Raw genomic sequence first — 24200 nt, 5'->3', positions numbered from 1 at the left:
GGCGAGTACAAATTTACAACGCTACATTTTGCGTGGCAAAAAAAAACCGCCCGGCATGAACCGGGCGGCTTGAATGGTGCTATTCGCGTGCGTTTAGCGCACGCGCATGCTGCGTATTACTTGGTGCTGCGGGTGCCTACAACTTCGATTTCCACGCGGCGGTTTTTAGCGCGGCCGGCGGCGGTCTTGTTGTCGTCCACTGGCTGCTTCTCGCCTTTGCCTTCGGTGTAGACGCGGTTCGCTTCCACGCCTTTCGAGATCAGATAGGCTTTCACGGCTTCCGAACGGCGTACCGACAGCTTCTGGTTGTATTCATCGCTGCCGACGGAGTCGGTGTGGCCTACGGCGATGATGACTTCCAGGTTGATCGCGCCCAGTTTCGAGCTCAGGTCGTCCAGCTTGGCTTTGCCTTCAGGCTTCAGCACGGCTTTGTCGAAGTCGAAGAAGGCGTCCGCTGCGAAGCTGACTTTTTCCGAGGTCGGCGCTGGAGCCGGGGCTGGCGCAGGGGCTGGTGCAGGTGCCGGGGCAGGCGCCGGTGCTGGCGGCGGAGGCGGAGCTACGCATTTGCCGTTTTCCAGTTTCTCTGGCTCAACGCAGATAGGCAGATCGCAACCTGGCACGGCGTCAGCCGGGGTCCAGTAGCCGGTGCGCCAGCACAGGCCGAACGGGTCGCGGGCGATAATGCCGCGTGCATCCTGGACATAAGCGCTCTTGGGAGTGGCGGCTTTGATGTCCTGGGTCACGGGGGCGAAAGGCGGGGTGGTTGGCTGCTGGGCCACGGCGGAGCCAGCGATCACTGCCGACGCGGCAAAAATCGATGCAATAATTTTATTCATATTTTTTCTTCCTTTCGGGGTGGTATCCGCAGAAAAACTGCGCGACGTTGGTGCATGGGGCGCATCCTACCATATGCCCCTCTGCCGCGCGGGTTCCCGATTGCGAAACAGGCAATTAACTTCTAGTCCATTTTGCCATAGGGATGGAAATGGAATACTAATGGCGCAAATTGAATCCGGGCCGCAATTGACCAAAATGTTGTTTTCGCGCAACGCTGAGCGAAATAATAACGTTTCATTGTTTCCGCTCCGTGACACGGCCGGTCCCGGTCCCGGCCCGGCCGCGGCGGACCCCGGCGCCGGAATTGCGCAGCAGCCATGACGCGCATGCTAAAATCGTGCGCTTGTCTGCGGACAACGGGTGTACGGCAGCGTGCGTAACAGATAAGTCAACCTCAGTTAAGAACAGACGACCCACACATGGATCAATTCGCAAAAGAAACAATCCCTATTTCCCTCGAAGAAGAGATGCGCAAGAGCTACCTCGACTACGCCATGAGCGTGATCGTGGGCCGAGCCTTGCCGGATGCGCGCGACGGCCTCAAGCCGGTACACCGCCGGGTCCTGTTCGGGATGCACGAACTGAACAATGTCTGGAACCGCCCTTACGTCAAGTGCGCGCGCGTGGTCGGTGAAGTCATGGGTAAATACCACCCGCACGGCGACGCCTCGATTTACGACACGCTGGTGCGCATGGCGCAGGACTTCTCGCTGCGCTACATGCTGGTCGACGGCCAGGGCAACTTCGGCTCGGTCGACGGCGACAACGCCGCGGCCATGCGTTACACCGAGTGCCGCCTGGACAAGATCGCCGGCGAAATGCTGGCCGACATCGACAAGGACACGGTCGACTTCGCGCCCAACTACGACGGCAAGGAAAAAGAGCCTACCGTCCTGCCGACCCGCATTCCCAACCTGCTGATCAACGGTTCGTCCGGTATCGCGGTGGGTATGGCGACCAACATCCCGCCGCACAACCTGACCGAAGTGATCAACGGCGCGCTGCACGTGCTGCGCAACCCGGACTGCACCATCGACGAGCTGATCGAGCTGATCCCCGCGCCGGACTTCCCGACCGCCGGCATCATCTACGGCGTGTCCGGCGTGCGCGACGGCTACCGCACCGGCCGCGGCCGCGTGGTCATGCGCGCCAAGACCCACTACGAGGAATACGGCAAGGACGGTGGCCGCACCGCCATCATCGTTGACGAGCTGCCATACCAGGTCAACAAGAAGTCCCTGCTGGAACGCATCGCCGAAAACGTGCGCGACAAGAAGCTGGAAGGCATTTCCGACATCCGCGACGAGTCCGACAAGTCGGGCATGCGCGTGGTCATCGAGCTGAAGCGCGGCGAAGTGCCGGAAGTGGTGCTGAACAATCTGTACAAGCAGACCCAGCTGCAAGACACCTTCGGCATGAATATGGTGGCCCTGGTCGACGGCCAGCCCAAGCTGCTGAACCTGAAGGAAATGCTGGCGTGCTTCCTGTCGCACCGCCGCGAAGTGGTGACGCGCCGCACCGTGTTCGAACTGCGCAAGGCGCGCGAACGCGGCCACGTGCTGGAAGGCCTGGCCGTGGCGCTGGCCAATATCGACGACTTCATCGCCATCATCAAGGCCGCGCCGACGCCGCCGGTGGCGAAGACCGCGCTGATGGAGCGCGGCTGGGATTCGTCCATCGTGCGCGAAATGCTGGCCCGCACCGGCGACGAAGGCCAGGCCGGCATGGACGCCTTCCGTCCCGAGCACCTGCCCAAGCACTACGGCCTGCAGCCGGACGGCCTGTACAAGCTGTCCGACGACCAGGCGCAGGAAATCCTGCAAATGCGCCTGCAGCGCCTGACCGGCCTGGAACAGGACAAGATCGTCAACGAATACAAGGACGTGATGGCGCTGATCGCCGACCTGCTGGACATCCTGTCCAAGCCGGCCCGCGTGACCACCATCATCACCGACGAAATGACCGCCGCCCAGCTGGAATACGGCAGCAAGGACGCGCGCCGCTCCAGCATCGAGCACAACGCCACCGACCTGGGCACGGAAGACCTGATCACGCCGCAGGACATGGTCGTCACGCTGTCGCACCTGGGTTATATGAAGTCGCAGCCGATTTCCGAGTACCGCGCGCAGAAGCGCGGCGGACGCGGCAAGCAGGCCATGGCGACCAAGGACGAGGACTGGATCGACCAGCTGTTCATCGCCAACACGCACGACTACATCCTGTGCTTCTCCAACCGTGGCCGCATGTACTGGCTCAAGGTATGGGAAGTGCCGCAGGGCTCGCGCGCCTCGCGCGGCAAGCCGATTGTGAACATGTTCCCGCTGCAGGACGACGAGAAGATCACCGTGGTGCTGCCGCTGTCGGGCGAAAACCGCACCTTCCCGGAAGACCATTACGTCTTCATGTCCACCAGCCTGGGCACCGTGAAAAAGACCCCGCTGAAGGACTTCAGCAACCCGCGCAAGGCCGGCATTATCGCGGTCGACCTGGACGAGGGCGACTTCCTGATCGGCGCCGCGCTGACCGACGGCCAGCACGACGTGATGCTGTTCTCCGACGCCGGCAAGGCGGTGCGCTTCGACGAGAACGACGTGCGTCCTATGGGCCGCACGGCGCGCGGCGTGCGCGGCATGAACCTGGAAGAAGGCCAGAACGTGATCGCCCTGCTGGTGGCCGAGAACGAGCAGCAGTCCGTGCTGACGGCCACCGAGAACGGCTACGGCAAGCGTACTCCGATCACCGAGTACACCCGCCACGGCCGCGGCACCAAGGGCATGATCGCCATCCAGACCTCGGAGCGCAACGGCAAAGTGGTTGCCGCCACGCTGGTTGAGCCGACCGACGAGATCATGCTGATCACCACGGGCGGTGTGCTGATCCGCACCCGCGTGGCGGAGATCCGCGAAATGGGCCGCGCCACGCAAGGCGTGACCCTGATCGCGGTGGAAGACGGCACCAAGCTGTCCGGCCTGCAGCGCATCGTGGAAACCGACATCGACGAGGTGGAGCTGGAGCCATCCGGCGGCGCCGCCGCATCCGACGCTTCGGACGCAGCGGACGCGCCGGAGGCCCCGGACGCATCGGAATCCGCGCCTGAATAAGCTGGCGTAATTCGTATTGGGCGGGGCCGGGGTCGTGTGCGCGGAATAATGCGACAATGACACTGGCCCCGTTTTTCATTTAAAGGAACAAGTTGTGACGAACATCTACAATTTCTCAGCCGGTCCCGCCGTGCTGCCGAAAGAAGTGCTGGCCCAGGCCGCTGCTGAAATGCTGGACTGGAACGGCAGTGGAATGTCCGTCATGGAAATGAGCCATCGCGGCCCGGAGTTCATCTCGATCTACCGTGCCGCCGAGCGCGACCTGCGCGAGCTGCTGGCGGTGCCGGACAACTACAAGATCCTGTTCATGCAGGGCGGCGGCCTGTCGCAGAACGCCGTGGTGCCTATGAATTTGATCGGCAGCGCGGATGCCACCGTGGACTTCGTGCAGACCGGTTCCTGGTCCAGCAAATCCATCAAGGAAGCGGCGCGCTACGCCAATGTGAACGTGGCCGCCAGCGCCAGGGACAACGGCTACACCTTCGTGCCGCCGCAGTCCGAGTGGAAGCTCACGCCCGGCGCGGCCTATCTGCACCTGTGCACCAACGAGACCATAGACGGCGTGGAGATCGACTTCGTGCCGACCGCGCAGGGCGGCACCACCCTGGTGGCCGACATGTCCTCGCACATCCTGTCCCGCCCCGTGGACGTGGCCAAGTACGGCCTGATCTTCGGCGGCGCGCAGAAAAATATCGGCCCGGCCGGCGTGACCGTGGTGATCGTGCACGAAGACCTGCTGGGCAAGGCCCTACCTTTCTGCCCGTCCGCCTTCGACTTCAAGAACGTGGCCGACAACGAATCGATGTACAACACGCCGCCCACCTACGGCATCTACATTGCCGGCCTGGTGTTCCAGTGGCTGAAAAAACAAGGCGGCGTGGCCGAGATGGAACGCCGCAACATGGAAAAAGCAGCGCTGTTGTACGCCGCGCTGGATGCGGACGACTTCTACCAGAATCGCGTCCTGCCGCAATACCGCTCGCGCATGAACGTACCGTTCTACCTGCGCGACGAAAGCAAGAATGAAGCATTCCTGGCCGGCGCCAAAGCGCGCGGCCTGCTGCAACTGAAGGGCCACAAGTCCGTCGGCGGTATGCGTGCATCGATCTACAACGCGATGCCTATCGAGGGCGTACATGCCCTGGTCGATTACCTCAACGAATTTGCGGGCCGCTAAGGCCAAACCCACCCTCTGGCTGCAGAACATGACAGATAAACTGAAACCCCTGCGCGAGCAGATCGACGCGATTGACGCGCAGATCCTCGCCTTACTGAACCAGCGCGCCAAAGTGGCGCAGGAAGTCGGCCACGTAAAGGCCGAAACCAACGCGCCGGTGTTCCGTCCCGAACGCGAAGCCCAGGTGCTGCGCGGCGTGGCCGACCGCAACCCCGGCCCCATGGTCGCCACCGACGTGCAGACCATCTTCCGCGAAATCATGTCCGCCTGCCGCGCGCTGGAAAAGCGCGTCACCGTGGCCTATCTCGGCCCGGTCGGCACCTTCAGCGAACAGGCCGTGTACCAGCAGTTCGGCAGCGCCGTCGAAGGCCTGCCTTGCGCCTCCATCGACGAAGTGTTCCGCGCCACCGAGGCCGGCACCGCCGATTTCGGCGTGGTGCCGGTGGAGAACTCGTCCGAAGGCGCCATCAACCGCACGCTGGACCTGATGCTGGGCACCACCACGCTGATCAGCGGCGAAGTGGCCATCGCCGTGCACCACAGCCTGATGACCAAGACCGGCAATATGGACGGCGTGACGGTGATCTGCGCGCATTCGCAGGCGCTGGCGCAGTGCCAGGTGTGGCTCAACCAGAACTACCCCAACATCGAACGCCGCGCCGTGGCCTCCAACGCGGAAGCGGCGCGCATGGCGGGCGACGACGCCAGCGTGGCGGCCATCGCCAGCGAAATGGCGGGCACGCAGTACAAGCTGGGCGTGGTCAAGGGCCATATCCAGGACGACCCGCACAACCGCACGCGCTTCGCCGTGATCGGCCATTTGCAGACGCTGCCGTCCGGCAAAGACCACACCTCGCTGGTGCTGGCCGTGCCGAACAAGGCCGGCGCCGTGTACCAGCTGCTCGCGCCGCTGGCCAAGCACGGCGTGTCCATGACCCGTTTCGAATCGCGCCCGGCGCGCATCGGCACCTGGGAGTACTACTTCTACGTTGACGTGGACGGCCATGTGAACGACGCCGCCGTCGGCAAGGCCCTGGCCGAGCTGAAAGACCAGGCTGCATTCTTCAAGGTACTGGGCTCCTACCCGGTCAGCCTTACTTAATTCGCTTAATAATTCATTGAGAATCCTATGTCCAAGAATTTCGGTCCTGAATACGTCCGCGCCATCGCCCCATACCAGGCTGGCAAACCCATCTCCGAAGTGGCGCGCGAGTTTGGCCTGGACGAAGCGTCCATCGTCAAGCTGGCCTCCAATGAAAACCCCTACGGTGTGCCGGAATCGGCCAAGGCCGCCATGGCTGCCGCCGCCGCGGACCTGGGCCGCTATCCGGACGCCAACGGCTTCGAGCTGAAAGCCGCGCTGTCCGAGCGCTACGACGTGCCGGCCGACTGGATCACGCTGGGCAACGGCAGCAACGACATCCTGGAAATCGCCGCCCACGCCTTCGTGGAAAAGGGCCAGGCCATCGTCTACTCGCAGTACTCGTTCGCGGTGTACGCGCTGGCCACGCAAGGCCTGGGCGCGCGCGCCATCGTGGTGCCGGCCAAGGACTACGGCCATGACCTGGACGCAATGGCCGCCGCCATCGACGCGGACACCCGTCTGGTCTTCATCGCCAACCCGAACAACCCCACCGGCACCTTCATCGGCGCCGCCGAAATCGAAGCCTTCCTGAAGAAGGTTCCGGCCAACGTGGTGGTGGTGCTGGACGAGGCCTACAACGAATACCTGGCGCCGGAAAACCAGTACGAGTCCGCTGCGTGGGTCAAGCAGTTTCCCAACCTGCTGGTGTCGCGCACCTTCTCCAAGGCTTACGGCCTGGCCGGGCTGCGCGTGGGCTTCGCCATCGCCCAGCCCGCGCTGACGGACCTGATGAACCGCATCCGCCAGCCGTTCAACGTGAACTCGCTGGCGCAAGCGGCCGCCATCGCCGCTCTGAACGACAAGGACTTCCTGGAGCAGGGCGCGCGCAACAACGCCGCCGGCTACCAGCAGTTCGTGGAAGCGTTCCAGCAAATGGGCCTGGAGTACGTGCCTTCCTACGGCAACTTCGTGCTGGTCAAAGTGGGCAAGGACCTGGCCGCCGGCGCGCGCGTCAACCTGGCGCTGCTCAAGCAGGGCGTGATCGTGCGCCCGGTGGGCAACTACGGCCTGCCCGAATGGCTGCGCATTTCCATCGGCCTGCCGCAGGAAAACGCCATCCTGATCTCGGCGTTGCAGAAAGCGCTGGCGTCGGACCGTGAGTAAGGTGGTGAACAAGGTTGTCATTTTTGGCGTCGGCCTGATAGGCGGCTCGTTCGCGCGGGCGCTGAAACAGGCCGGCGCCGTGCGCAGCGTTGTCGGCATGGACCGTTCGCCGGCCTCGCTGCAGCGCGCGCTGGAACTGGGCATTATCGACGCCATCGGCGCCGATATCGCCAGCGCCGTGCGCGACGCGGACCTGGTGCTGCTGGCCGCGCCGGTGGCGCAGACGGCCAGCATCCTGGCCGCGCTGCTGCCGCACCTGGGGCCGCACACCGTGGTCACGGACGCGGGCAGCACCAAGGGCGACGTGGCCGCCGCCGCGCGCGCCGTGCTGGGCGACAAGCTGGGACGCTTCGTGCCCGGCCACCCCATCGCGGGGCGCGAAACGAATGGCCCGGAAGCGGCCATTCCGCATCTGTATCAAGGCAAGAAAGTAGTGCTCACGCCGCTGGCCGAAAACGCCGAAGCGGACGTGGAGCTGGTGGCCGCCGCCTGGCGTGCCTGCGGCGCTGTGATCCATCGCCTCTCGCCGGAAGAACACGACAAGGTGTTCGCCGCCGTCAGCCATTTGCCCCATTTGCTGGCTTACGCACTGGTGGACGACATCGCCCACAAGCCGCACGCCGATCTGCTGTTCCAGTACGCCGCCAGCGGCTTCCGCGACTTCACCCGCATCGCGGGCTCGTCGCCGGAAATGTGGCGCGACATCAGCCTGGCCAACCAGGCCGCGCTGCTGACTGAGCTGGACGCCTATCTGGCACAATTGACCACGCTGCGCGCGCAGCTTGCCGCCGGCGACGGCGCCGCCCTCGAGGCGGTGTACGGCAATGCCCAGCAAGCCCGCCAGCGCTGGATTGCGACGATCGAGGCGGCCGAGGCGCCGCCCGCACAAGACAAAGCCGAATAGGCAAGCCACAAGCAAAAGGACTGGTATGACGCAGCAAAATTATCCCGAACACATCGATCTGGCAACGGTCGCCCACGTTGAAGGCGTGGTGCGCTTGCCGGGGTCGAAATCGATCTCCAACCGCATCCTGCTGCTGGCCGCGCTGGCCGAAGGCGAAACCCGCATCGGCGGCCTGCTCGCGTCGGACGACACGCACGTCATGCTGAACGCCCTGCGCGAGCTGGGCGTGCGCTGGGAAGCCCAGCCCACCATGGACGGCTATCCCATGCACACCGTGGCCGGCGGCGGCGGCGTGGGCGGCGTGCACTTTGCGCCCTCGGCCGATCTGTTCATGGGCAACGCCGGCACCGCCATCCGTCCGCTGACGGCCGCGCTGGCCGTGATCGGCGGCGACTACAAGCTGCACGGCGTGCCGCGCATGCACGAGCGCCCGATCGGCGACCTGGTGGACGCGCTGAACGCCATCGGCGCGCAAATTGAATACACGGGCAATCCCGGCTACCCGCCGCTGCACATCCGCAAGGGCAAGCTGGCGGCCCAGCGCCTGTCGGTGCGCGGCGACGTCTCCAGCCAGTTCCTGACCGCGCTGCTGATGGTGGCGCCGCTGATGGCGCAGGGCCACGCCGTCACGATAGCCGTGGTGGGCGAGCTGATTTCCAAGCCTTACATCCAGATCACGCTGAACCTGATGCGCCGCTTCGGCGTGACGGTGGAGCAGGACGGCTGGGCGTCCTTCACCGTGCGGGCCGGCCAGCGCTACAAGAGCCCGGGCCTGATCCACGTGGAGGGCGACGCCTCGTCCGCCTCCTACTTCCTGGCGGCGGGCGCCATAGCCGGCGGCCCGGTGCGCGTGGAAGGCGTGGGGCGAGATTCCATCCAGGGCGACGTGCGCTTTGCCGAGGCGCTGGAGCAAATGGGCGTGCAGATCACCATGGGCGACAACTGGATCGAAGCCAGATCGAATGGCCCGCTTAAGGCCGTGGACATGGATTTCAACCATATTCCGGACGCCGCCATGACCATCGCGGTGGCCGCGCTGTACGCGGACGGCACCACCACGCTGCGCAACATCGCCAGCTGGCGCGTGAAGGAAACCGACCGCATCGCCGCCATGGCGACCGAGCTGCGCAAGCTGGGCGCCGTGGTGGAGGAGGGCGCGGACTACCTGAAGGTGACGCCGCCCGCCGCCATCGCTTCGGCCGCCATCGACACCTACGACGACCACCGCATGGCGATGTGCTTCTCGCTGGTCTCGCTGGACGGCGCATTGCGTCGAGGCAATAATGTACGGATTAACGACCCTAAATGCGTGGCCAAGACTTTCCCCGACTATTTCGACGCCTTCGCCGCCATTGCCAAATAAAACATGTCCACCTCCCATATTCCAGTCATCACCATTGACGGCCCCACCGCATCCGGCAAGGGCACCGTCGCACACAAGGTTGCCGACCACCTCGGCTTCCACCTGCTGGACTCGGGCGCGCTCTACCGTTTGACCGCGCTGCAGGCTATCCGCCGCGACACCAGCCTGACGGATGAACACGCGCTGGCCAAGCTGGCCGAGCACCTGAACATCAGTTTTACCGGGGAGGCGGTGTTTTTGTCGCATGAAAACGTCACCGACGCGATCCGGCAGGAAGAGGTGGGCAACACGGCCTCGAAAATCGCCGCGTTTCCCTCGGTGCGCCAGGCGCTGTACGGGCTGCAGCTGGGTTTCCGCAAGACGCCGGGCCTGGTGGCGGACGGGCGCGATATGGGCACGGTGATCTTCCCCGGCGCCCCGCTGAAGGTGTTTTTGACCGCCAGCGTGGAGGCGCGCGCCGAACGCCGATATAAGCAATTGATAGCTAAGGGATTTTCTGCTAATATGGAAGACCTCCTGATGGATTTGAAGGCAAGGGATGACCGGGATACGAACCGGGCCATCGCGCCGCTGGTCCCCGCGGAGGGAGCGCATGTGCTCGATACCTCGCATATGGCCGTCGATGAGGCGGTGGCGCAGGTGTTGCAGTGGTATGCCGCCGCAGCAAAGTAATTGTTGTGTTTTATTAACCCTAACCCAGTTGAAGCCGCATATCGCGGGCCTTACTGGCTGACCTGGAAGTACTATGTCTAATATGGAAAGTTTCGCAGCCCTCTTTGAGGAATCCCTGTCCCGTCAGGACATGCGTTCCGGCGAAGTGATCTCCGCTGAAGTCGTTCGTCTGGATCACAACTTTGTGATCGTAAACGCCGGCCTGAAATCGGAAGCTTTCATCCCTGTTGAAGAATTCAAGAATGACCAAGGCGAACTGGAAGTCAAAGTAGGCGACTTCGTTTCCGTGGCCATCGAATCGCTGGAAAACGGTTTCGGCGATACCATCCTGTCGCGCGACAAAGCCAAGCGTCTGGCTTCGTGGCTGGCACTGGAAAAAGCAATGGAATCCGGCGAAATCGTCGTCGGTACCGTCAATGGCAAAGTCAAGGGCGGCCTGACCGTTCTGACCAACGGCATCCGCGCGTTCCTGCCAGGTTCGCTGGTGGACACCCGTCCTGTCAAAGACACCACCCCATTCGAAGGCAAGACCCTCGAATTCAAGGTTATCAAACTGGACCGCAAGCGTAACAACGTCGTTCTGTCCCGCCGCGCCGTCATCGAAGCTTCGATGGGCGAAGAGCGTCAGAAACTGATGGAAACGCTGAAAGAAGGCACGGTAGTGACCGGCGTTGTGAAAAACATCACCGACTACGGCGCGTTCGTGGACCTGGGCGGCATCGACGGCCTGCTGCACATCACCGACCTGGCATGGCGTCGTGTGCGTCACCCATCGGAAGTGCTGACCGTTGGCCAAGAGATCACCGCAAAAGTCCTGAAGTACGATCAGGAAAAGAACCGCGTGTCCCTGGGCGTGAAACAGCTGGGCGACGATCCTTGGACCGGTCTGTCCCGTCGTTACCCGCAAGGCACCCGTCTGTTCGGTAAAGTAACGAACCTGACCGACTACGGCGCGTTCGTTGAAGTGGAACAGGGCATCGAAGGCCTGGTTCACGTTTCCGAAATGGACTGGACCAACAAGAACGTTGCTCCTAACAAAGTTGTCCAGCTGGGCGACGAAGTAGAAGTGATGGTACTGGAGATCGACGAAGAGCGTCGCCGTATTTCGCTGGGCATGAAGCAGTGCAAAGCAAATCCATGGGATGACTTCGGCGTAACCCACAAGAAGGGCGATAAAGTCCGTGGCGCCATCAAGTCGATCACCGACTTCGGCGTGTTCATCGGCCTGGCCGGCAACATCGACGGCCTGGTGCACCTGTCCGACCTGTCGTGGACCGAGTCCGGCGAAGAAGCCGTGCGCAAGTTCAAGAAGGGTGACGAACTGGAAGCCGTTGTTCTGGCCATCGACGTTGAGCGCGAGCGCGTTTCCCTGGGCGTCAAGCAACTGGAAGGCGACCCGTTCAACAACTTCGCAGCCATGAACGACAAAGGTTCGATGGTTAACGGTACCGTTAAATCGGTTGAGCCTAAAGGCGCCGTGATCCAGCTGTCCGAAGAAGTTGAAGGCTACCTGCGTGCCTCCGAAATCTCCCGCGACCGCGTGGAAGATGCCGGTACCCACCTGAAGGTTGGCGACGCTGTTGAAGCGCTGGTCATCAACATCGACCGTAAAGCACGTTCGATCCAGCTGTCGATCAAAGCTAAAGACAATGCTGAAACTGCAGAAGCCATGCAGAAGATGGCATCGGTCGACAGCAGCGCCGCTTCGGGCACCACCAGCCTGGGCGCACTGCTGAAAGCCAAGTTCGATAACAAGAACTAAGAACGTCAGCCACGTAGATGACCAAGTCCGAGTTGATCAACCGCCTGGCTGAGCGCTATTCTCAGCTGGTGGCCAAGGATGCGGAGTACGCCGTCAAGACGATACTCGATGCCATGACCGGCGCTTTGGCGAGCGGCCAGCGCATCGAGATCCGCGGCTTCGGCAGCTTTGCTTTGAATAGCAGGCCGCCCCGCATCGGCCGCAATCCGAAGTCCGGCGACAAGGTGATGGTGCCCGAAAAACGGGTGCCCCACTTCAAGCCGGGCAAGCAGTTGCGCGAGCGTGTCGACGCGATGGTGGGCCAGCCCATCATCGAGGACTGAAGCGTCTACATGACGGTAGCCGGGGCGGGTGCAAGCCTGTTCCGGCTGATGTAAAAGAGCGGCGTCCCTGGATGCCGTTTTTTTTTGAAACGGGAAGCTGACGAATGAAAATTGTTTCCACTGTTTTTGGTTTTATCCTGTTTGTGCTCTTTTTCGGCTTCGCGCTGAAGAACACCCAGGAAGTGAATCTGGTCCTGTTCCTGAACTACGAATTACGCGGCCCCCTGGTGCTGATGCTGCTCGGCTTCTTTGCCGCCGGCGCCTTCCTCGGCGTGCTTGCGCTCACCCCTACCGTTTTCCGCCACCGGCGCGAAGCGACCAAACAAAAATCCACCATCCAAACGCTGCAAACCTCGGCGCTGCAGGTCAACGCCCAGCCGCAGCCGGACAGTATCAACACGCAGCAATAAGCCTAAGAAAAGTATGGAATTCGAACTCTGGTGGTTATTGGGCATGCCCATTTTCTTCGGCCTGGGCTGGGTCGCCGCGCGGGTGGACATCCGCCAGCTGGTGTCCGAGTCGCGCACGCTGCCGCGCGGCTATTTCAAGGGCCTGAACTTCCTGCTCAACGACCAGCCCGACAAGGCCATCGACGCCTTTATCGAGATCGTGCGCCTGGACCCGGAAACGGCCGATATGCACTTCGCGCTGGGCAATCTGTTCCGCCGCCGCGGCGAGACCGAGCGCGCCATCCGCGTGCACCAGAACCTGCTGTCGCGCCCTGACTTGCCGGCCGAGCAGAAGGCGCACGCCGAATACGAGCTGGGCATGGACTACCTGAAGGCCGGCCTGCTGGACCGCGCCGAGGAAACCTTCAAGCGCCTGGTGGACAGTTCCTACGGCGTGCAGGCGCGCCGCTCGCTGCTGGAGATTTTCCAGCGCGAGAAGGAATGGCCGCGCGCGATTGAAGTGGCCACCGGCCTGCAGGACGCGGGCGCCGGCGTGCGCCAGAAGGAAATCGCGCAGTTCTACTGCGAAATGGCGCAGGACGCGCTGGTCCACATCCACCCGGAAGAAGCGATGCAGCTGCTGGAGCAGGCCCTGCAGGCCGACCGCACCAGCGTGCGCGCCACCATCCTGGTGGGCGACGCGCAGCTGATGCAGGGCGACGTGGAAGCGGCGCTCAACACCTGGCGCCGCGTGGAGCAGCAAAGCGTGCCGCACGTGGCGCTGGTGGCGCAGCGCCTGATGGACGGCTACAAGAAAGTGGGCCGGCCGCAGGAAGGCGTGTCGCTGCTCAAGTCCTACCTGGAGCAGGCCTCGTCCATCGACTTGCTGGAAGTGGTGTTCAAGGCCGTGATCGAACTGGACGGCGTGAGCGCGGCCAAGCAGCTGGTGAGCGACGAACTGCGCCGCACGCCGACCCTGCTGGGCCTGGACAAGCTGCTGGAAGCGCGCATGATGGATGCGCCGCCCGAGCTGCTGTCGGAGCTGTCCATGGTCAAGGGCCTGGTGCACGGCTACACCCAGAAGCTGGCGCGCTACCAGTGCGGCCACTGCGGCTTCAAGGCGCGCCAGTATTATTGGCACTGCCCGGGCTGCAGCAAGTGGGAATCCTACCCGCCGCGCCGCACGGAAGAACTCAACGTAATGAATTGACGAGGGCGCCATGAGCACTTCTGTAACGACTTACCAAGCTCCCGCGCTCGACAAGGTGCGCATCCTCGTGGTTGGCGACGTGATGCTGGACCGCTACTGGTTCGGCGACGTGAGCCGCATTTCGCCGGAAGCGCCGGTGCCCATCGTGCGCGTGGACAAGCGCGAAGCGCGCCTGGGCGGCGCGGCCAACGTGGCGCGCAATGCGGCCGCGCTGGGCGCGCACGCCGGCCTGCTGGGCGTGGTCGGCGCCGACGAGGCGGGCGACCAGGTGGAGCAGCTGCTGCACAGCGGCGGCATCCACAGCTACCTCAAGCGCGACGAAGCCATCTCCACCATCATCAAGCTGCGCGTGATCGGCCGCCAGCAGCAAATGCTGCGCATCGACTTCGAGGAGCCGCCCAGCGACACCGTGCTGCGCAACAAGCTGATGCAGTACAAGGCACTGCTGGCCGACTACGACGTCATCATCCTGTCCGACTACGCCAAGGGCAGCCTGGTCAACGTGGCCGACATGGTGGCGGCGGGCCGCGCGGCCGGCAAGGTGGTGATGGTCGACCCGAAAGGCGACGACTTCACGCGCTACGCCGGCGCCACCGTGCTGACACCGAACAAGTCCGAGTTCCGCCACATCGCCGGCGGCTGGAGCAGCGAGGAGCAGCTGACCGAAAAGGCGCAGAAGCTGCGCAGCGAACTGAAACTGGACGCGCTGCTGCTGACCCGTTCGGAAGAGGGCATGACGCTGTACACCGCGCAGGAGCGCTTCCACATGCCGGCCGACGCGCGCGAAGTGTTCGACGTGTCCGGCGCGGGCGACACGGTGATCGCCACCATGGCCGCCATGCTGGGCGCGGGCGCGGGCTGGAACGAGGCGGTGCAGACCGCGAACCGCGCCGGCGGCATCGTGGTCGGCAAGCTGGGCACGGCCACCGTCACGCGCGAGGAGCTGTTCGCCTGACGTTGTTTGCAGCTTCGGGCTGGTTGCCAAATAGTACAGGGATGGCTAAGATGTAATCATTCCCTTCTTGGTAACCCGCCATGGACGCACTCCGCCTCTGCCGTCTGGTCCTGCCGCTGCTGCTGGCCGGCTGCGGCGCGGGCGAACACTCCCAGCCGGGCAATACCAGCACCGGCGCGCGCCTGTCCGCTTCGGGCGGTCCTGCGCCGCAGCACGCGGCGGCCCCGGGGCCGGCCATCAGCTTCAGCGGCTATCTGAGCCAATACACCGTGGCGGCCGCCACGGGCGGCTACCTCGTCACCGACAACCTCAGCGGCGCCGCGCAACTGGTGCCGGCGGACAGCCGCCTGCGCTTTGCCGACACCGCGCTGGCCCTGGATTTGTCCGGCAACGCCGGCCAGGCCTACCGCCTGTACCAGGCTGCGTTCAAGCGCAAGCCGGACCTCGCCGGTCTGGGCTACCACATAGGCACGATGGACAACGGCGCGCCGCTGAACACGGTGGCCGCGAGCTTTGTCACCAGCCAGGAGTTCATGAATTTGTACGGCGCGCCGGACAGTGCCGCCTTCGTCACGCTGCTGTACGCCAACGTGCTGGGGCGGGCGCCGGATGCCGCCGGGCTGGCCTACCATGTCGGCAATCTGGACGGCACCGGCCCGCTGGGCGTCAGGCTGAGCCAGGCCGAAGTGTTGGCCCAGTTCTCCGATTCGCCGGAAAACATCGCGCTGCTGGCCAACGCCGTGCGCAGCGGCATTGAGTACCTGCCCTTTGGCAGCAGCCTGCCCGCCAACGCCATCGCCGAGTATGCAGGGCAGTATGAGGTGGCCGTGCGCGGCGCCGACCAGGGCGCCATCGGCATCACCATCCAGCCCGACGGAACGATGGCGCTGTTCGGCCACCTGGTGAACCAGGACGCGAGCGGCAGCGCCACCTTGCAGCCGGGCGGCCGCTTCAGCGCGGCGCTGCCCACCACCGCAGGACAGAGCGTGACGCTGACCGGCAGCCTGAACCTGGCGGCCGGGGTGCTGGCGGGCAGCTGGGTCAACACCAGCACCGGCCAGGCCGGCGTGTTCAGCTGGACCAAGCCGGTGCAGCCGGTGCAGAAATTCCCGCAGGTGCAGGCCATCATCATGCAGCGCTGCGTGCCGTGCCATTCCGTGCGACCCACCATACCCGGCTTCAGCCCGGCGCCGCTGGGCATCCGCTTCGACACCGAAGCCGAAATCCGCGCGCGCTCGACGCAAATCTTCAGCTCCACCGTGCAATCGCAATTCATGCCGTGGGCGAATATGACCGGCATGACGCAAGCCGAACGCGACCTGCTGGCCGCCTGGTTCGCAGCAGGCATGCCGCCATGAACGCCGCCGCCGGCGCTGCCGCCGCTGTCCTGGCCTCTCTGTTGGCGTGCGCCAGCGCCGGCGCCGCTGCGGGCGAGGCCATGGCGCCGGGCTTCGACTTGCCGGGCGCGCAGGGCAGGGTGCAGCTGAGCGCCTATCGCGGCAAGCTGGTCTACCTGGATTTCTGGGCCTCCTGGTGCGGCCCGTGCAAGCGCTCCTTCCCCTGGATGAACGGCTTGCAGCAGCGCCATGGCGGCGCCGGCCTGCAGGTGCTGGCCATCAACCTGGACGCCAAGGGCGAGGATGCCGCCGCCTTCCTGTCACGCGTGCCGGCCGCCTTCACCATCGCCTACGATCCGGCCGGCGCCACCGCGCGCGCCTACGGCATCAAGGGCATGCCGAGCAGCGCGCTGATTGGCCGCGACGGCAAGCTGCTGTGGCTGCACAGCGGCTTCAACGACAACGATACCGCCGCGCTGGAAGCACGCATCCAGTCCGCGCTGCAACAACCATAAGGAGGCAGGCATGCAGGCACAGTGGCGAAGAGGGCGCAGGCTGGCGGGGTGGGCTGCACGGGCCGCGCTGTGCGCCGCAGCCGGACTGGCCGCGGGCTGCGCCCCGCTCCAGCCTGTCGCGGCGTGGGAAAAAGGCGCGCTGGCCCAGCCCAATATGCGCTTCGACCGCGACCCTGCCGCGTCGCGCTACAGCGCCCACATCTACGACAGCAAGGAAGCCGCCAGCGGCGCCGGCAGCGTGGGCGGCGGCGGCTGCGGGTGCAACTGATGGCGTTCAAGTCCGACCTGCCGCCGGGCCAGGCCCTGATGCTGGCCGCGCTCGCGCTGCCGGGCCTGGGGCTGGGCCTCGGCGTGCCCGATGCCGCCGCGCAGACAGTGCCCGACAGCGCCACCCTGAGCGTCGACTATCTGCACTACAAGGACGAACAGCCCGGCCTGGACCGCGTCAGCGTGCGTTCGCCGGCAGTGCGCCTGTCGCTGCCGGTGGCCGGCGCCTGGCTGCTGGATGCGGGCGCCGTCAGCGACCATGTGTCCGGCGCCACGCCGCGCTACCACACCGCCATCTCGGGCGCCTCGCGCATGGACGACCAGCGCCATGCCGCCGACCTGCGCGTGACGCGCTACCTCGCCAACGCCAGCGTCAGCGCGGGCGCGGCCTGGTCCAACGAGAACGACTACCGCTCGCGCGCGCTGTCGCTGGGCGGCACCATCAGCAGCGCGGACCACAACACCACCGGCGGCCTGTCGCTTGGCGTCAGCAACGACACCATCTCCCCGGTCAACCTGCTGGTGACAGGCGAGCGCCGCCACACCGCGGAGCTGCTGGCCAGCCTGGAGCAGGTGCTGACCCAGCGCGACATCGTCAAGCTCGACCTCACGCATGCGAAAGGCAAGGGCTACTACTCCGACCCCTATAAATACGTCGACAAGCGCCCGCGCAAGCGCGACGTCAACAGTCTGCTGCTGCGCTGGAACCACGCGCTGGCGGACGGCAGCGCCGCGCGCACCAGCTACCGCTACTACATGGACAGCTTCGGCATCCGCGCCCACACGCTGGGGGCGGAATACGAGCGCGCGCTCGGCGGCGGCTGGGCCCTGACGCCCTCGCTGCGTTTGAGCACGCAGTCGGCGGCGGACTTCTATTTCGATCCGGTGTACGACCCGCGCTTCGGGCCGCCGTTTCCGCCCGGCTACACTTTCGGTTCCACCGCCTTCACCTCGGCGGACCAGCGCCTGTCCGGCTTCGGTGCCGTCACGGCCGGCTTGCAGGCCGCCTACAGCTTCGGCGACGGCTGGCGCGCGCATGTGAAGGCCGAGCATTACCGCCAGAGCACCGGCTGGCGCCAGTTCGGTTCGGGCAGCCCCGGCCTGGCGCGCATGGACGCGCAAATCTGGCAGCTGGGCGTCAGCAAGCAATGGTGAGGGCTTGAGCGGGCTGTACACGGTGGCCTTCCAGGCCATGGCCAGCCCCTGCCAGCTGCTGCTGCCCGCCGCGAACGAAGCGGCGGCGCAAGTGCTGGCCGCGCCCGCCATGGCCGAAGTGCGGCGCATCGAGGCGAAGTATTCGCGCTACCGCAGCGACAGCGTGGTGTCCGCCATCAACGGCGCGGCCGGCGGCGCGCCGCTGCCGCTGGACGACGAAACCCTGGCCCTGCTGGCCTACGCGGACCAGCTGTACACCCTCAGCGGCGGCCTGTTCGACATCACCACCGGCGTGCTGCGCCGGGCCTGGAACTTCAAGCAGCCGCGCGTGCCGCTCCCGGAGGAACTGGCGCCGCTGCTGGCCCTGACCGGCTGGCGCAAGGCCGAGCGGGAAGTGCGCATGCTGCGCCTGCCGCTGGCCGGCATGGAGCTGGACTTCGGCGGCTTCGGCAAGGAATACGCCGCCGACCGCGCCGCCGCGCTGCTGCTGGCGCAAGGCGTGCAGTGCGGCTACGTCAACCTGGGCGGCGACCTGCGCGTGCTCGGTCCGCAGCCGGACGGCAGCCCCTGGCGCATCGCCATCCAGCACCCGCGCCAGGAGGACGGCGCCATCGCCGCCATCGACGTCGGCAGCGGCGCGCTGGCCACCTCCGGCGACTACGAGCGCTACTTCGAACTGGACGGACAGCGCTACTGCCACATCCTCGATCCGGCCACCGGCTACCCGGTCACGGCCTGGCGCTCGGTCAGCGTGCTGGCGCCGCTCACCGTGGCGGCGGGCGCCAGCGCCACCATTGCCATGCTGAAAGGCCCGCAGGCACTGGATTTCCTGGCGCAAACAGGCTGCGCCTGGCTGGCGCAGGACGCGGCGGGCGTACTGCACAGCCACGCGGTTTAGTTGATTTAGGTCAAACGCAGCAGGTCAACTGGCGCCGGCGGCCGCCGTTTACCACGGGCGAGGCGGAACCCCGTTTCGCGATCCTAGATAACGGAGACAACCATGATGAAGAAACTGTTGATGGCAGTTGCCGCGCTGGTAGCGACGATGGGCTTCGCATTTGCACAGGTCGACGTCAACAAGGCCGACGCGGCCGCGCTGGACAGCGTGAAGGGCATCGGCCCGGCCAAGTCGAAAGCCATCCTGGACGAGCGTACCAAGGGCGGCCCCTTCAAGGACTGGGCCGATTTTGAAATGCGCGTCAAGGGCGTGGGCGAAAAGAACGCGGTCAAACTGTCCGAAGCCGGCCTGCAAGTGAACGGCAAAGCGCGCGACGGCGCGGCCGAAGCCAAGCCCGCCAAGCCGGCGAAGGGCGGCAAAGCGGCGGACAAGACGGCCGCCGCCGCCGCCGCGCCGGCGAAATAACCCCCGGACTGCCGCAGTACCCCGAAAACCCCGCGATGCGGGGTTTTTTCATTCCGCCGCCAGGCGGCCATCGTAACCGATGAGCTCGGCGCGCACGATTGAAATGTTGTTAAATTTCCCACCAAATACGAATAATAATTATTTTTTTAACATCGTTACATTTGGTGAAAATGTGCGCGGTAGACAAGGCTTACAGTTGGCTCCGCTTCCTCGCGCGGGCCACAACCCCGCGGTGGAAGCCCATTCTGTTTGGTGTTTCCACAACTTGATAAGGGGTATCTCATGAACTTCCGCGCATTCAAACGCAGGCAAACCGGTCAGGGCATGACCGAGTACATCATCATCGTCGCCATGATCGCCGTGGCCGCCATCGCCGTCACGCAACTGTTCGGCGCCACCGTGCGCAACCAGATGGCCGCCATCTCGAACGAGGTGTCCGGCAACGACGGCACCGCCGCCATCACCGCTTCGCAGGCAGCAGCAACCAAGGCCGCAGCCGCCGCCAAGGACGCTAACAAGAACTCGCTGGGCACTTACGGCGACCAGGCCACCACCGGCAAGCAGGGCGCCGCAGGCGGCAACTAAGCCATGATGTTTTCCGCAGCCAACCCGTTGACTTCCCTGCCACGCCGCGCGCGGCAGCGGGGGCAGGCGCTCATCTATGGATTGTTCGTCCTGCTGAGCGGGCTGGTCGCGTTGTTTTTCATGTTCAATACCGGGCAGCTGACGGCCGAGAAGGCCAAGCTGGTCAACACGGCCGACGCCGTGGCCTACAGCGCCGCCGTCATGCACGCCCGCGCATTGAACTTCGATGCCTACACCAACCGCGCGCTGATGGCGAACGAGATCCTGATCGCGCAGATGGTGAGTGTCGATTCCTGGCTGGAATACACCAATGAACACGCGAGCAGCGCCGCCACGGCGATGCTTTGCGAAACCATCTACAACGTCCCGGCCCCCTTGGCGCTGGCTAAATACGAGCCGCTGTGCATGGGCCTGGTCTGGGGCATCGAGACGATTGAAGCGGTTAACGCCGGCGCCGGCCCGGTGCTGGAAGGCGTAGTGATCGCCGCCGAGGCGGCCAAGGTGGCGCTGCAGCTGGCGCAGACCACCATGTACGCCAGTTTCCTGCCGGCGCGCACCCGGCTGATGCAGGAAGTGGCGGACGCCAACTACGCGGGCGACGGCGTGGTCAAGGTGGACCTGATACCGCTGCTGGACAACTACACTCTGTTCGACGGCAAGCCTTTCATCACCCCCAACGTCGGCAACGACCGCACCCGTTTCAAGAACCTGGAGCTGGCCTCCGCCTACAAGGACGACTTCGTGGAGAAGCGCTCCTGGGGCGATAGTTCGCTGTGGCCCTGCGGCCCGGTTCCGCGCGGCAAAGCCAACCGCACCGGCAGCACGCAGCTGATCGGTTTCGACGAATGGCGCGCGCAGGACAGGGCCACGCTGCAGGTGGAGCAATGGCGCTACCGCTTCGGCATTCCGCGCTGCCGCACCACGGCCAGCTACACGCTGGGCGACGGCAGGCAGTCGGCGCGCAAGAACGGCGGCGGCAGCGACTGGTACTACAGCGGCGTGCCTAATTTCTTCGACGTGTCCAGCGAAGTGCTGTCGTACTCGCCGGACAGCGGCACCGCCGCCAAGCGGGTCGACCCGGTGCTGCGCTTTGCCATCCGGCTCACGCGCGCCAAGGCGCAGACCATGACATCGGACGGCCGCTCGCAGATCAAGCCGACCGGCCGTCTGGACGTGATGAAGGGGGCGCAGGCGCAGGACGTGGTGGCGGCGGTCGCCACCTCTGAAGTGTATTTCGACCGCCCGGTGGCGCGCACCGACGGCAAGAAGGAGCTGGCCAGCTTGTTCAATCCGTACTGGCAGGCGCATTTGGGCGATAACTCCGCAGCGACGCTGGCAGCGGCTGCGGCTTTGCAAGGCATTAATCCATGACCGACTTTACATTCAGACTTTTCTGCGCCATCGCCAGCGTTTGCGCAGCCTGCACCGTCCACGCCGCCACGCCGCAGGAGGACGAGCTGTTCAAGGCGCCCATGCCGCACGAGGCCTATGGGCGGCAGGGCGCGCAAGTGCCGGTGCACCGTGCGCGCCTGCACGGCTACTTCAACGGCAAGGAAGGCAACGCGGCGCAACTGGCGCGGCTGAAGGAAAACGTGCAGGCCTGCGTGGCGGACCATCAGCGCACCGGCCAGCCGGTCAATCCGCCCACCGCGTGGCCCGACTACATGGTGGCCCATCGCGACGACTACTACCTGGCGGCGCAGCGCAGCATCCATTATTCATCCGGCGTGACCTACCTGGTGCGCATCGGCGACTGCAGCCTGCTGGCCAAGCCGGTGCACACCGCCAGGCTGGAATCGAGCGAGGGCATTTGCCAGATCGACCTGGTGAACAAGATAGCCAAGGGCCGCTGCGGCCCGGACGGCCACGTAGGCGCCAGGCCCATGCCTGCGCGCGCCGGGGCAGGCGGCGGGGCGGAAGCCTTGCAGCGCATGGCGAACGATCCTGCCAGGGCTGCTGCGGCTGCGCAGTTCCGGCAACTGGCCGCTTACGCCAGCAGCAAGACGGCCCAGCGAAAAGAGGTGAAGGGCGTGACTTGCGACGTCTGGTCGCTGCCGGCGGTGGCGGGTGGCGGCACGGCGTGCTACGCGACGGGCGGCTCGTTCCGGCCCAGCGTGGGCGCGGCCAGCCGCCAGTACGGCGGCCTGCTGGTGAACATGGACCAGCCCGAGGGCATGAAGCTGGATGCGGTCGACGCGGCCATGGACACCACCGTCAGCGCCGCCGTCTTCACGCCTTATGCGGGCGGAGGCTACACCTTTACGGGAGGGGCAGGGCAATGAAGCGCGCCGCATCCATCGCCGCCCAGCGCGGCCAGGCGCTGACCGAGCTGCTGGTCATGTGCCTGGTGCTGGTGCCGCTGTTCTTGTTGATGCCGGTGGTGGCGAAGTACCAGGACATCAGCTACGCCACGCAGATGGCCAGCCGCTACGTGGCTTTCGACGCCATCACGCGCAACGACGGCATGAGCAGCTGGAAGCCGGTGTCGCAGCTGGAGGACGAAGTGCGGCGCCGCTACTTCAGCAATTCGGATGCGCCCATCAAGACCGGCGACGTGGCGGGCGACTTCAAGGCCAACCGCAACCTGTTCTGGAGCGACCAGAGCGGCGGCGCGCTGATCAACAGCTTCAGCGACGTCAAGGTGACCTTTGGCGCCGGCGGCGCAGGCGCCACGCAGAGCGCCGGTTTCGCCTCCGCGTCGGACGATACGCCTTTCTCCATGCCTGTGCCGATCAATGTGCGCGAGCAGCTGGGCCTGAAAGCGAACGGCGTGTACACGGCCAATGTGAGCGTGGCGCTGGCCAACTTGCCCGCGCCGGCAGGCAACCCTGCGCAGAGCTACGAGCCGTTCAAGAATATCGGCATCACGATACGGCGCTCCACCAGCGTGGTGGCGGACACATGGACCGCCGCCAAGCCGGAGCAGGTCGAGTCCCGCATCGACAAAGTGCTGCTCACGCCGGGCAAGGCGTTGGCGCCGTTTAAAGGGCCAGTGGATTTTGCCGTGGCCTTGACGGAAATGCCTGCCTGCTTCCCGGATCCTTGCCGTGACAAGGGGCCCAAGCTGGGCGAGCTTGAATTCTGGCGCGACGACGTGCCAGCGGACCGGCTGAAATGATGCTGCGCGCGTTATTGAGCATCGCCGCCGCGCTGATGGCGCACGCGCAGGCACACGCGGCGGCCTGGCCCGAAGTGGCGTTGCCGTCCAGCGCGGCCATTGTCGATATGGGACAGCAGGTAACGGCGCAGGGTATGCCGATGCGCCTGACCGGCTTTGCCGCCAGCGACTCGCCGGCGGTGCTGGCGGCGTGGTTCCACAGGCATCTGGACAAGCCGCTGATGGAAAACAAGTTGGGCAACAAGCTGGTGCTGGGCCGGCGGCAGGGCGGCTACTACGTGACGATCCAGCTTGAAGGCCTGCCGCAGGGTACGCGCGGCCTGATCGCGGTGACGGACATGCAGGGAGCGGCGCGCCAGCGCGGCGCCAGCCAGGCGCTGCGCCAGCGCTACCTGGCGCAGCTGCCGCAAGGCTCGCGCGTGATCAGCTTTTTGTCGTCCAGCGAGCGCGGCGTGGCGTCGCTGCTGCTGGCGGTGAACAACAGCTACAGCGAGGACGTGAACCGCGACCGCGTGCGCCAGCTGATGCGCGATGAAGGATTGGAATTCGAGCGGGAAGCAAAACCCGAGGAATACGGCGGCCGGCCCCTGCCTGCCGGCGCCGTCAACGGCAGCACCCTGTTCTTCAAAGGACGGGGCAAGGACGCCATGGCCGTGATTTGCCGCGACCGCGAAGGGCGCGTCACCGTGGTGTTGAACACTACTTCGCATATGGAGCAACTGAAATGAAAAAGAACCAGGCAGGCTACACCTCTATGGAATACGCCATCGTTTGCGCCGTGCTGGGCTTCGCCCTGTTCGTACCGATACAGGACAACCCGGCCAGCCCGGGCAAGGCGCGCACGACCTTCGAGATCGTCAGCGACGGTTTCCAGCTGGCCTACAAGAACATCAGCTACGCCATCTCGCTTCCGTTCTGA

The 24200-nt window shown here is 65.0% G+C and carries 25 protein-coding genes; 24 read left to right on the top strand and 1 reads right to left on the bottom strand.

The features are described from left to right. Positions 1–116 precede the first annotated feature (116 nt). Positions 117–836 carry an outer membrane protein OmpA gene (gene ompA / locus AC07S4_RS06180; RefSeq protein ID WP_161072383.1) on the bottom strand — a complete coding sequence of 240 codons (720 nt, stop codon included), beginning with the start codon at positions 834–836 and terminating at the stop codon, positions 117–119. A gap of 420 nt (positions 837–1256) precedes the next feature. Between ompA and gyrA the strand changes: the two genes are divergently transcribed. From gyrA to AC07S4_RS06060, 24 genes are all read left to right on the top strand, one after another. Next, entirely contained in the window at positions 1257–3938 is a 2682-nt protein-coding gene (gene gyrA / locus AC07S4_RS06175) for a DNA gyrase subunit A (protein ID WP_494985802.1), read from the top strand. A gap of 94 nt (positions 3939–4032) precedes the next feature. Next, positions 4033–5115: a 3-phosphoserine/phosphohydroxythreonine transaminase gene (gene serC, locus AC07S4_RS06170; RefSeq protein ID WP_494985801.1), complete on the top strand. Its 1083-nt coding sequence runs from the start codon at positions 4033–4035 to the stop codon at positions 5113–5115. A gap of 28 nt (positions 5116–5143) precedes the next feature. Continuing rightward, complete coding sequence (gene pheA, locus AC07S4_RS06165; protein ID WP_494985800.1) at positions 5144–6217, top strand: prephenate dehydratase; 1074 nt, start codon at positions 5144–5146, stop codon at positions 6215–6217. A gap of 27 nt (positions 6218–6244) precedes the next feature. Continuing rightward, positions 6245–7363 (top strand): histidinol-phosphate transaminase, encoded by a 1119-nt coding sequence (hisC, locus tag AC07S4_RS06160; protein ID WP_494985799.1) that lies wholly within the window; start codon positions 6245–6247, stop codon positions 7361–7363. Position 7364: 1 nt separating this feature from the next. After that, a complete protein-coding gene (locus tag AC07S4_RS06155; RefSeq protein WP_494986444.1) occupies positions 7365–8267 on the top strand; it encodes a prephenate dehydrogenase in 903 nt (300 codons plus the stop codon). 25 nt (positions 8268–8292) lie between these two features. After that, positions 8293–9630, top strand: coding sequence for a 3-phosphoshikimate 1-carboxyvinyltransferase (gene aroA / locus AC07S4_RS06150; protein ID WP_494985798.1), 1338 nt, complete (start codon positions 8293–8295; stop codon positions 9628–9630). 3 nt (positions 9631–9633) lie between these two features. Next, the gene (cmk, locus tag AC07S4_RS06145; protein ID WP_494985797.1) at positions 9634–10302 is read left to right on the top strand and encodes a (d)CMP kinase; all 669 of its coding nucleotides are present in this window, start codon (positions 9634–9636) and stop codon (positions 10300–10302) included. Between the two features lie 82 nt (positions 10303–10384). Beyond that, positions 10385–12064: a 30S ribosomal protein S1 gene (gene rpsA / locus AC07S4_RS06140; RefSeq protein WP_161072484.1), complete on the top strand. Its 1680-nt coding sequence runs from the start codon at positions 10385–10387 to the stop codon at positions 12062–12064. A 17-nt stretch (positions 12065–12081) separates the two neighbouring features. Next, a complete protein-coding gene (locus AC07S4_RS06135; RefSeq protein WP_050408958.1) occupies positions 12082–12387 on the top strand; it encodes an integration host factor subunit beta in 306 nt (101 codons plus the stop codon). Between the two features lie 104 nt (positions 12388–12491). Beyond that, the gene (locus tag AC07S4_RS06130) at positions 12492–12797 is read left to right on the top strand and encodes a LapA family protein (RefSeq protein WP_107877036.1); all 306 of its coding nucleotides are present in this window, start codon (positions 12492–12494) and stop codon (positions 12795–12797) included. Positions 12798–12810: 13 nt separating this feature from the next. Beyond that, positions 12811–13986, top strand: a complete 1176-nt coding sequence (gene lapB, locus AC07S4_RS06125; protein WP_494985796.1) for a lipopolysaccharide assembly protein LapB — start codon at positions 12811–12813, stop codon at positions 13984–13986. Between the two features lie 10 nt (positions 13987–13996). Next, on the top strand, positions 13997–14941 hold the full coding sequence (gene rfaE1, locus AC07S4_RS06120; RefSeq protein ID WP_494985795.1) for a D-glycero-beta-D-manno-heptose-7-phosphate kinase: 945 nt from the start codon (positions 13997–13999) through the stop codon (positions 14939–14941). An 80-nt stretch (positions 14942–15021) separates the two neighbouring features. Then, entirely contained in the window at positions 15022–16299 is a 1278-nt protein-coding gene (locus AC07S4_RS06115; protein ID WP_494985794.1) for a DUF4214 domain-containing protein, read from the top strand. Further along, positions 16296–16793: a TlpA disulfide reductase family protein gene (locus tag AC07S4_RS06110; RefSeq protein WP_494985793.1), complete on the top strand. Its 498-nt coding sequence runs from the start codon at positions 16296–16298 to the stop codon at positions 16791–16793. Before AC07S4_RS06115 ends, AC07S4_RS06110 begins: the two co-directional genes overlap by 4 nt. Positions 16794–16803: 10 nt before the next feature. After that, the gene (locus tag AC07S4_RS06105) at positions 16804–17061 is read left to right on the top strand and encodes a DUF4266 domain-containing protein (RefSeq protein WP_494985792.1); all 258 of its coding nucleotides are present in this window, start codon (positions 16804–16806) and stop codon (positions 17059–17061) included. Further along, entirely contained in the window at positions 17061–18215 is a 1155-nt protein-coding gene (locus tag AC07S4_RS06100; RefSeq protein ID WP_494985791.1) for a DUF3570 domain-containing protein, read from the top strand. Before AC07S4_RS06105 ends, AC07S4_RS06100 begins: the two co-directional genes overlap by 1 nt. A gap of 4 nt (positions 18216–18219) precedes the next feature. Then, positions 18220–19113 carry an FAD:protein FMN transferase gene (locus AC07S4_RS06095; RefSeq protein WP_494985790.1) on the top strand — a complete coding sequence of 298 codons (894 nt, stop codon included), beginning with the start codon at positions 18220–18222 and terminating at the stop codon, positions 19111–19113. Between the two features lie 102 nt (positions 19114–19215). Then, complete coding sequence (locus AC07S4_RS06090) at positions 19216–19578, top strand: ComEA family DNA-binding protein (RefSeq protein WP_494985789.1); 363 nt, start codon at positions 19216–19218, stop codon at positions 19576–19578. A 282-nt stretch (positions 19579–19860) separates the two neighbouring features. Beyond that, positions 19861–20163 (top strand): hypothetical protein, encoded by a 303-nt coding sequence (locus AC07S4_RS06085; protein ID WP_494985788.1) that lies wholly within the window; start codon positions 19861–19863, stop codon positions 20161–20163. A gap of 3 nt (positions 20164–20166) precedes the next feature. Next, positions 20167–21534, top strand: a complete 1368-nt coding sequence (locus AC07S4_RS06080; RefSeq protein WP_494985787.1) for a pilus assembly protein TadG-related protein — start codon at positions 20167–20169, stop codon at positions 21532–21534. Next, on the top strand, positions 21531–22445 hold the full coding sequence (locus tag AC07S4_RS06075; RefSeq protein WP_494985786.1) for a hypothetical protein: 915 nt from the start codon (positions 21531–21533) through the stop codon (positions 22443–22445). Before AC07S4_RS06080 ends, AC07S4_RS06075 begins: the two co-directional genes overlap by 4 nt. Next, a complete protein-coding gene (locus AC07S4_RS06070) occupies positions 22442–23281 on the top strand; it encodes a hypothetical protein (protein ID WP_494985785.1) in 840 nt (279 codons plus the stop codon). The genes AC07S4_RS06075 and AC07S4_RS06070 overlap by 4 nt, the downstream gene beginning before the upstream one ends. Next, positions 23278–24009, top strand: coding sequence for a hypothetical protein (locus AC07S4_RS06065; RefSeq protein ID WP_494985784.1), 732 nt, complete (start codon positions 23278–23280; stop codon positions 24007–24009). Before AC07S4_RS06070 ends, AC07S4_RS06065 begins: the two co-directional genes overlap by 4 nt. After that, positions 24006–24200 (top strand): hypothetical protein, encoded by a 195-nt coding sequence (locus AC07S4_RS06060; protein ID WP_161072363.1) that lies wholly within the window; start codon positions 24006–24008, stop codon positions 24198–24200. The genes AC07S4_RS06065 and AC07S4_RS06060 overlap by 4 nt, the downstream gene beginning before the upstream one ends.

It is taken from the genome of Pseudoduganella sp. GW821-FHT05F09, from assembly GCF_059419605.1.
The sequence above is the reverse complement of the archived record's forward strand: the minus strand, read 5'-3'. Positions and strand labels throughout refer to the sequence as shown.

Coding starts and splice junctions, on each gene's coding strand:
- rpsA (WP_161072484.1), top strand. CDS start 10,385: ATGGAAAGTTTCGCAGCCCTCTTTGAGGAATCCCTGTCCCGTCAGGAC.
- AC07S4_RS06060 (WP_161072363.1), top strand. CDS start 24,006: ATGAAAAAGAACCAGGCAGGCTACACCTCTATGGAATACGCCATCGTT.
- aroA (WP_494985798.1), top strand. CDS start 8,293: ATGACGCAGCAAAATTATCCCGAACACATCGATCTGGCAACGGTCGCC.
- rfaE1 (WP_494985795.1), top strand. CDS start 13,997: ATGAGCACTTCTGTAACGACTTACCAAGCTCCCGCGCTCGACAAGGTG.
- AC07S4_RS06110 (WP_494985793.1), top strand. CDS start 16,296: ATGAACGCCGCCGCCGGCGCTGCCGCCGCTGTCCTGGCCTCTCTGTTG.
- AC07S4_RS06105 (WP_494985792.1), top strand. CDS start 16,804: ATGCAGGCACAGTGGCGAAGAGGGCGCAGGCTGGCGGGGTGGGCTGCA.
- AC07S4_RS06085 (WP_494985788.1), top strand. CDS start 19,861: ATGAACTTCCGCGCATTCAAACGCAGGCAAACCGGTCAGGGCATGACC.
- AC07S4_RS06090 (WP_494985789.1), top strand. CDS start 19,216: ATGATGAAGAAACTGTTGATGGCAGTTGCCGCGCTGGTAGCGACGATG.
- AC07S4_RS06065 (WP_494985784.1), top strand. CDS start 23,278: ATGATGCTGCGCGCGTTATTGAGCATCGCCGCCGCGCTGATGGCGCAC.
- lapB (WP_494985796.1), top strand. CDS start 12,811: ATGGAATTCGAACTCTGGTGGTTATTGGGCATGCCCATTTTCTTCGGC.
- gyrA (WP_494985802.1), top strand. CDS start 1,257: ATGGATCAATTCGCAAAAGAAACAATCCCTATTTCCCTCGAAGAAGAG.
- AC07S4_RS06100 (WP_494985791.1), top strand. CDS start 17,061: ATGGCGTTCAAGTCCGACCTGCCGCCGGGCCAGGCCCTGATGCTGGCC.
- pheA (WP_494985800.1), top strand. CDS start 5,144: ATGACAGATAAACTGAAACCCCTGCGCGAGCAGATCGACGCGATTGAC.
- AC07S4_RS06115 (WP_494985794.1), top strand. CDS start 15,022: ATGGACGCACTCCGCCTCTGCCGTCTGGTCCTGCCGCTGCTGCTGGCC.
- AC07S4_RS06070 (WP_494985785.1), top strand. CDS start 22,442: ATGAAGCGCGCCGCATCCATCGCCGCCCAGCGCGGCCAGGCGCTGACC.
- hisC (WP_494985799.1), top strand. CDS start 6,245: ATGTCCAAGAATTTCGGTCCTGAATACGTCCGCGCCATCGCCCCATAC.
- AC07S4_RS06135 (WP_050408958.1), top strand. CDS start 12,082: ATGACCAAGTCCGAGTTGATCAACCGCCTGGCTGAGCGCTATTCTCAG.
- AC07S4_RS06130 (WP_107877036.1), top strand. CDS start 12,492: ATGAAAATTGTTTCCACTGTTTTTGGTTTTATCCTGTTTGTGCTCTTT.
- ompA (WP_161072383.1), bottom strand. CDS start 836: ATGAATAAAATTATTGCATCGATTTTTGCCGCGTCGGCAGTGATCGCT.
- AC07S4_RS06080 (WP_494985787.1), top strand. CDS start 20,167: ATGATGTTTTCCGCAGCCAACCCGTTGACTTCCCTGCCACGCCGCGCG.
- cmk (WP_494985797.1), top strand. CDS start 9,634: ATGTCCACCTCCCATATTCCAGTCATCACCATTGACGGCCCCACCGCA.
- AC07S4_RS06075 (WP_494985786.1), top strand. CDS start 21,531: ATGACCGACTTTACATTCAGACTTTTCTGCGCCATCGCCAGCGTTTGC.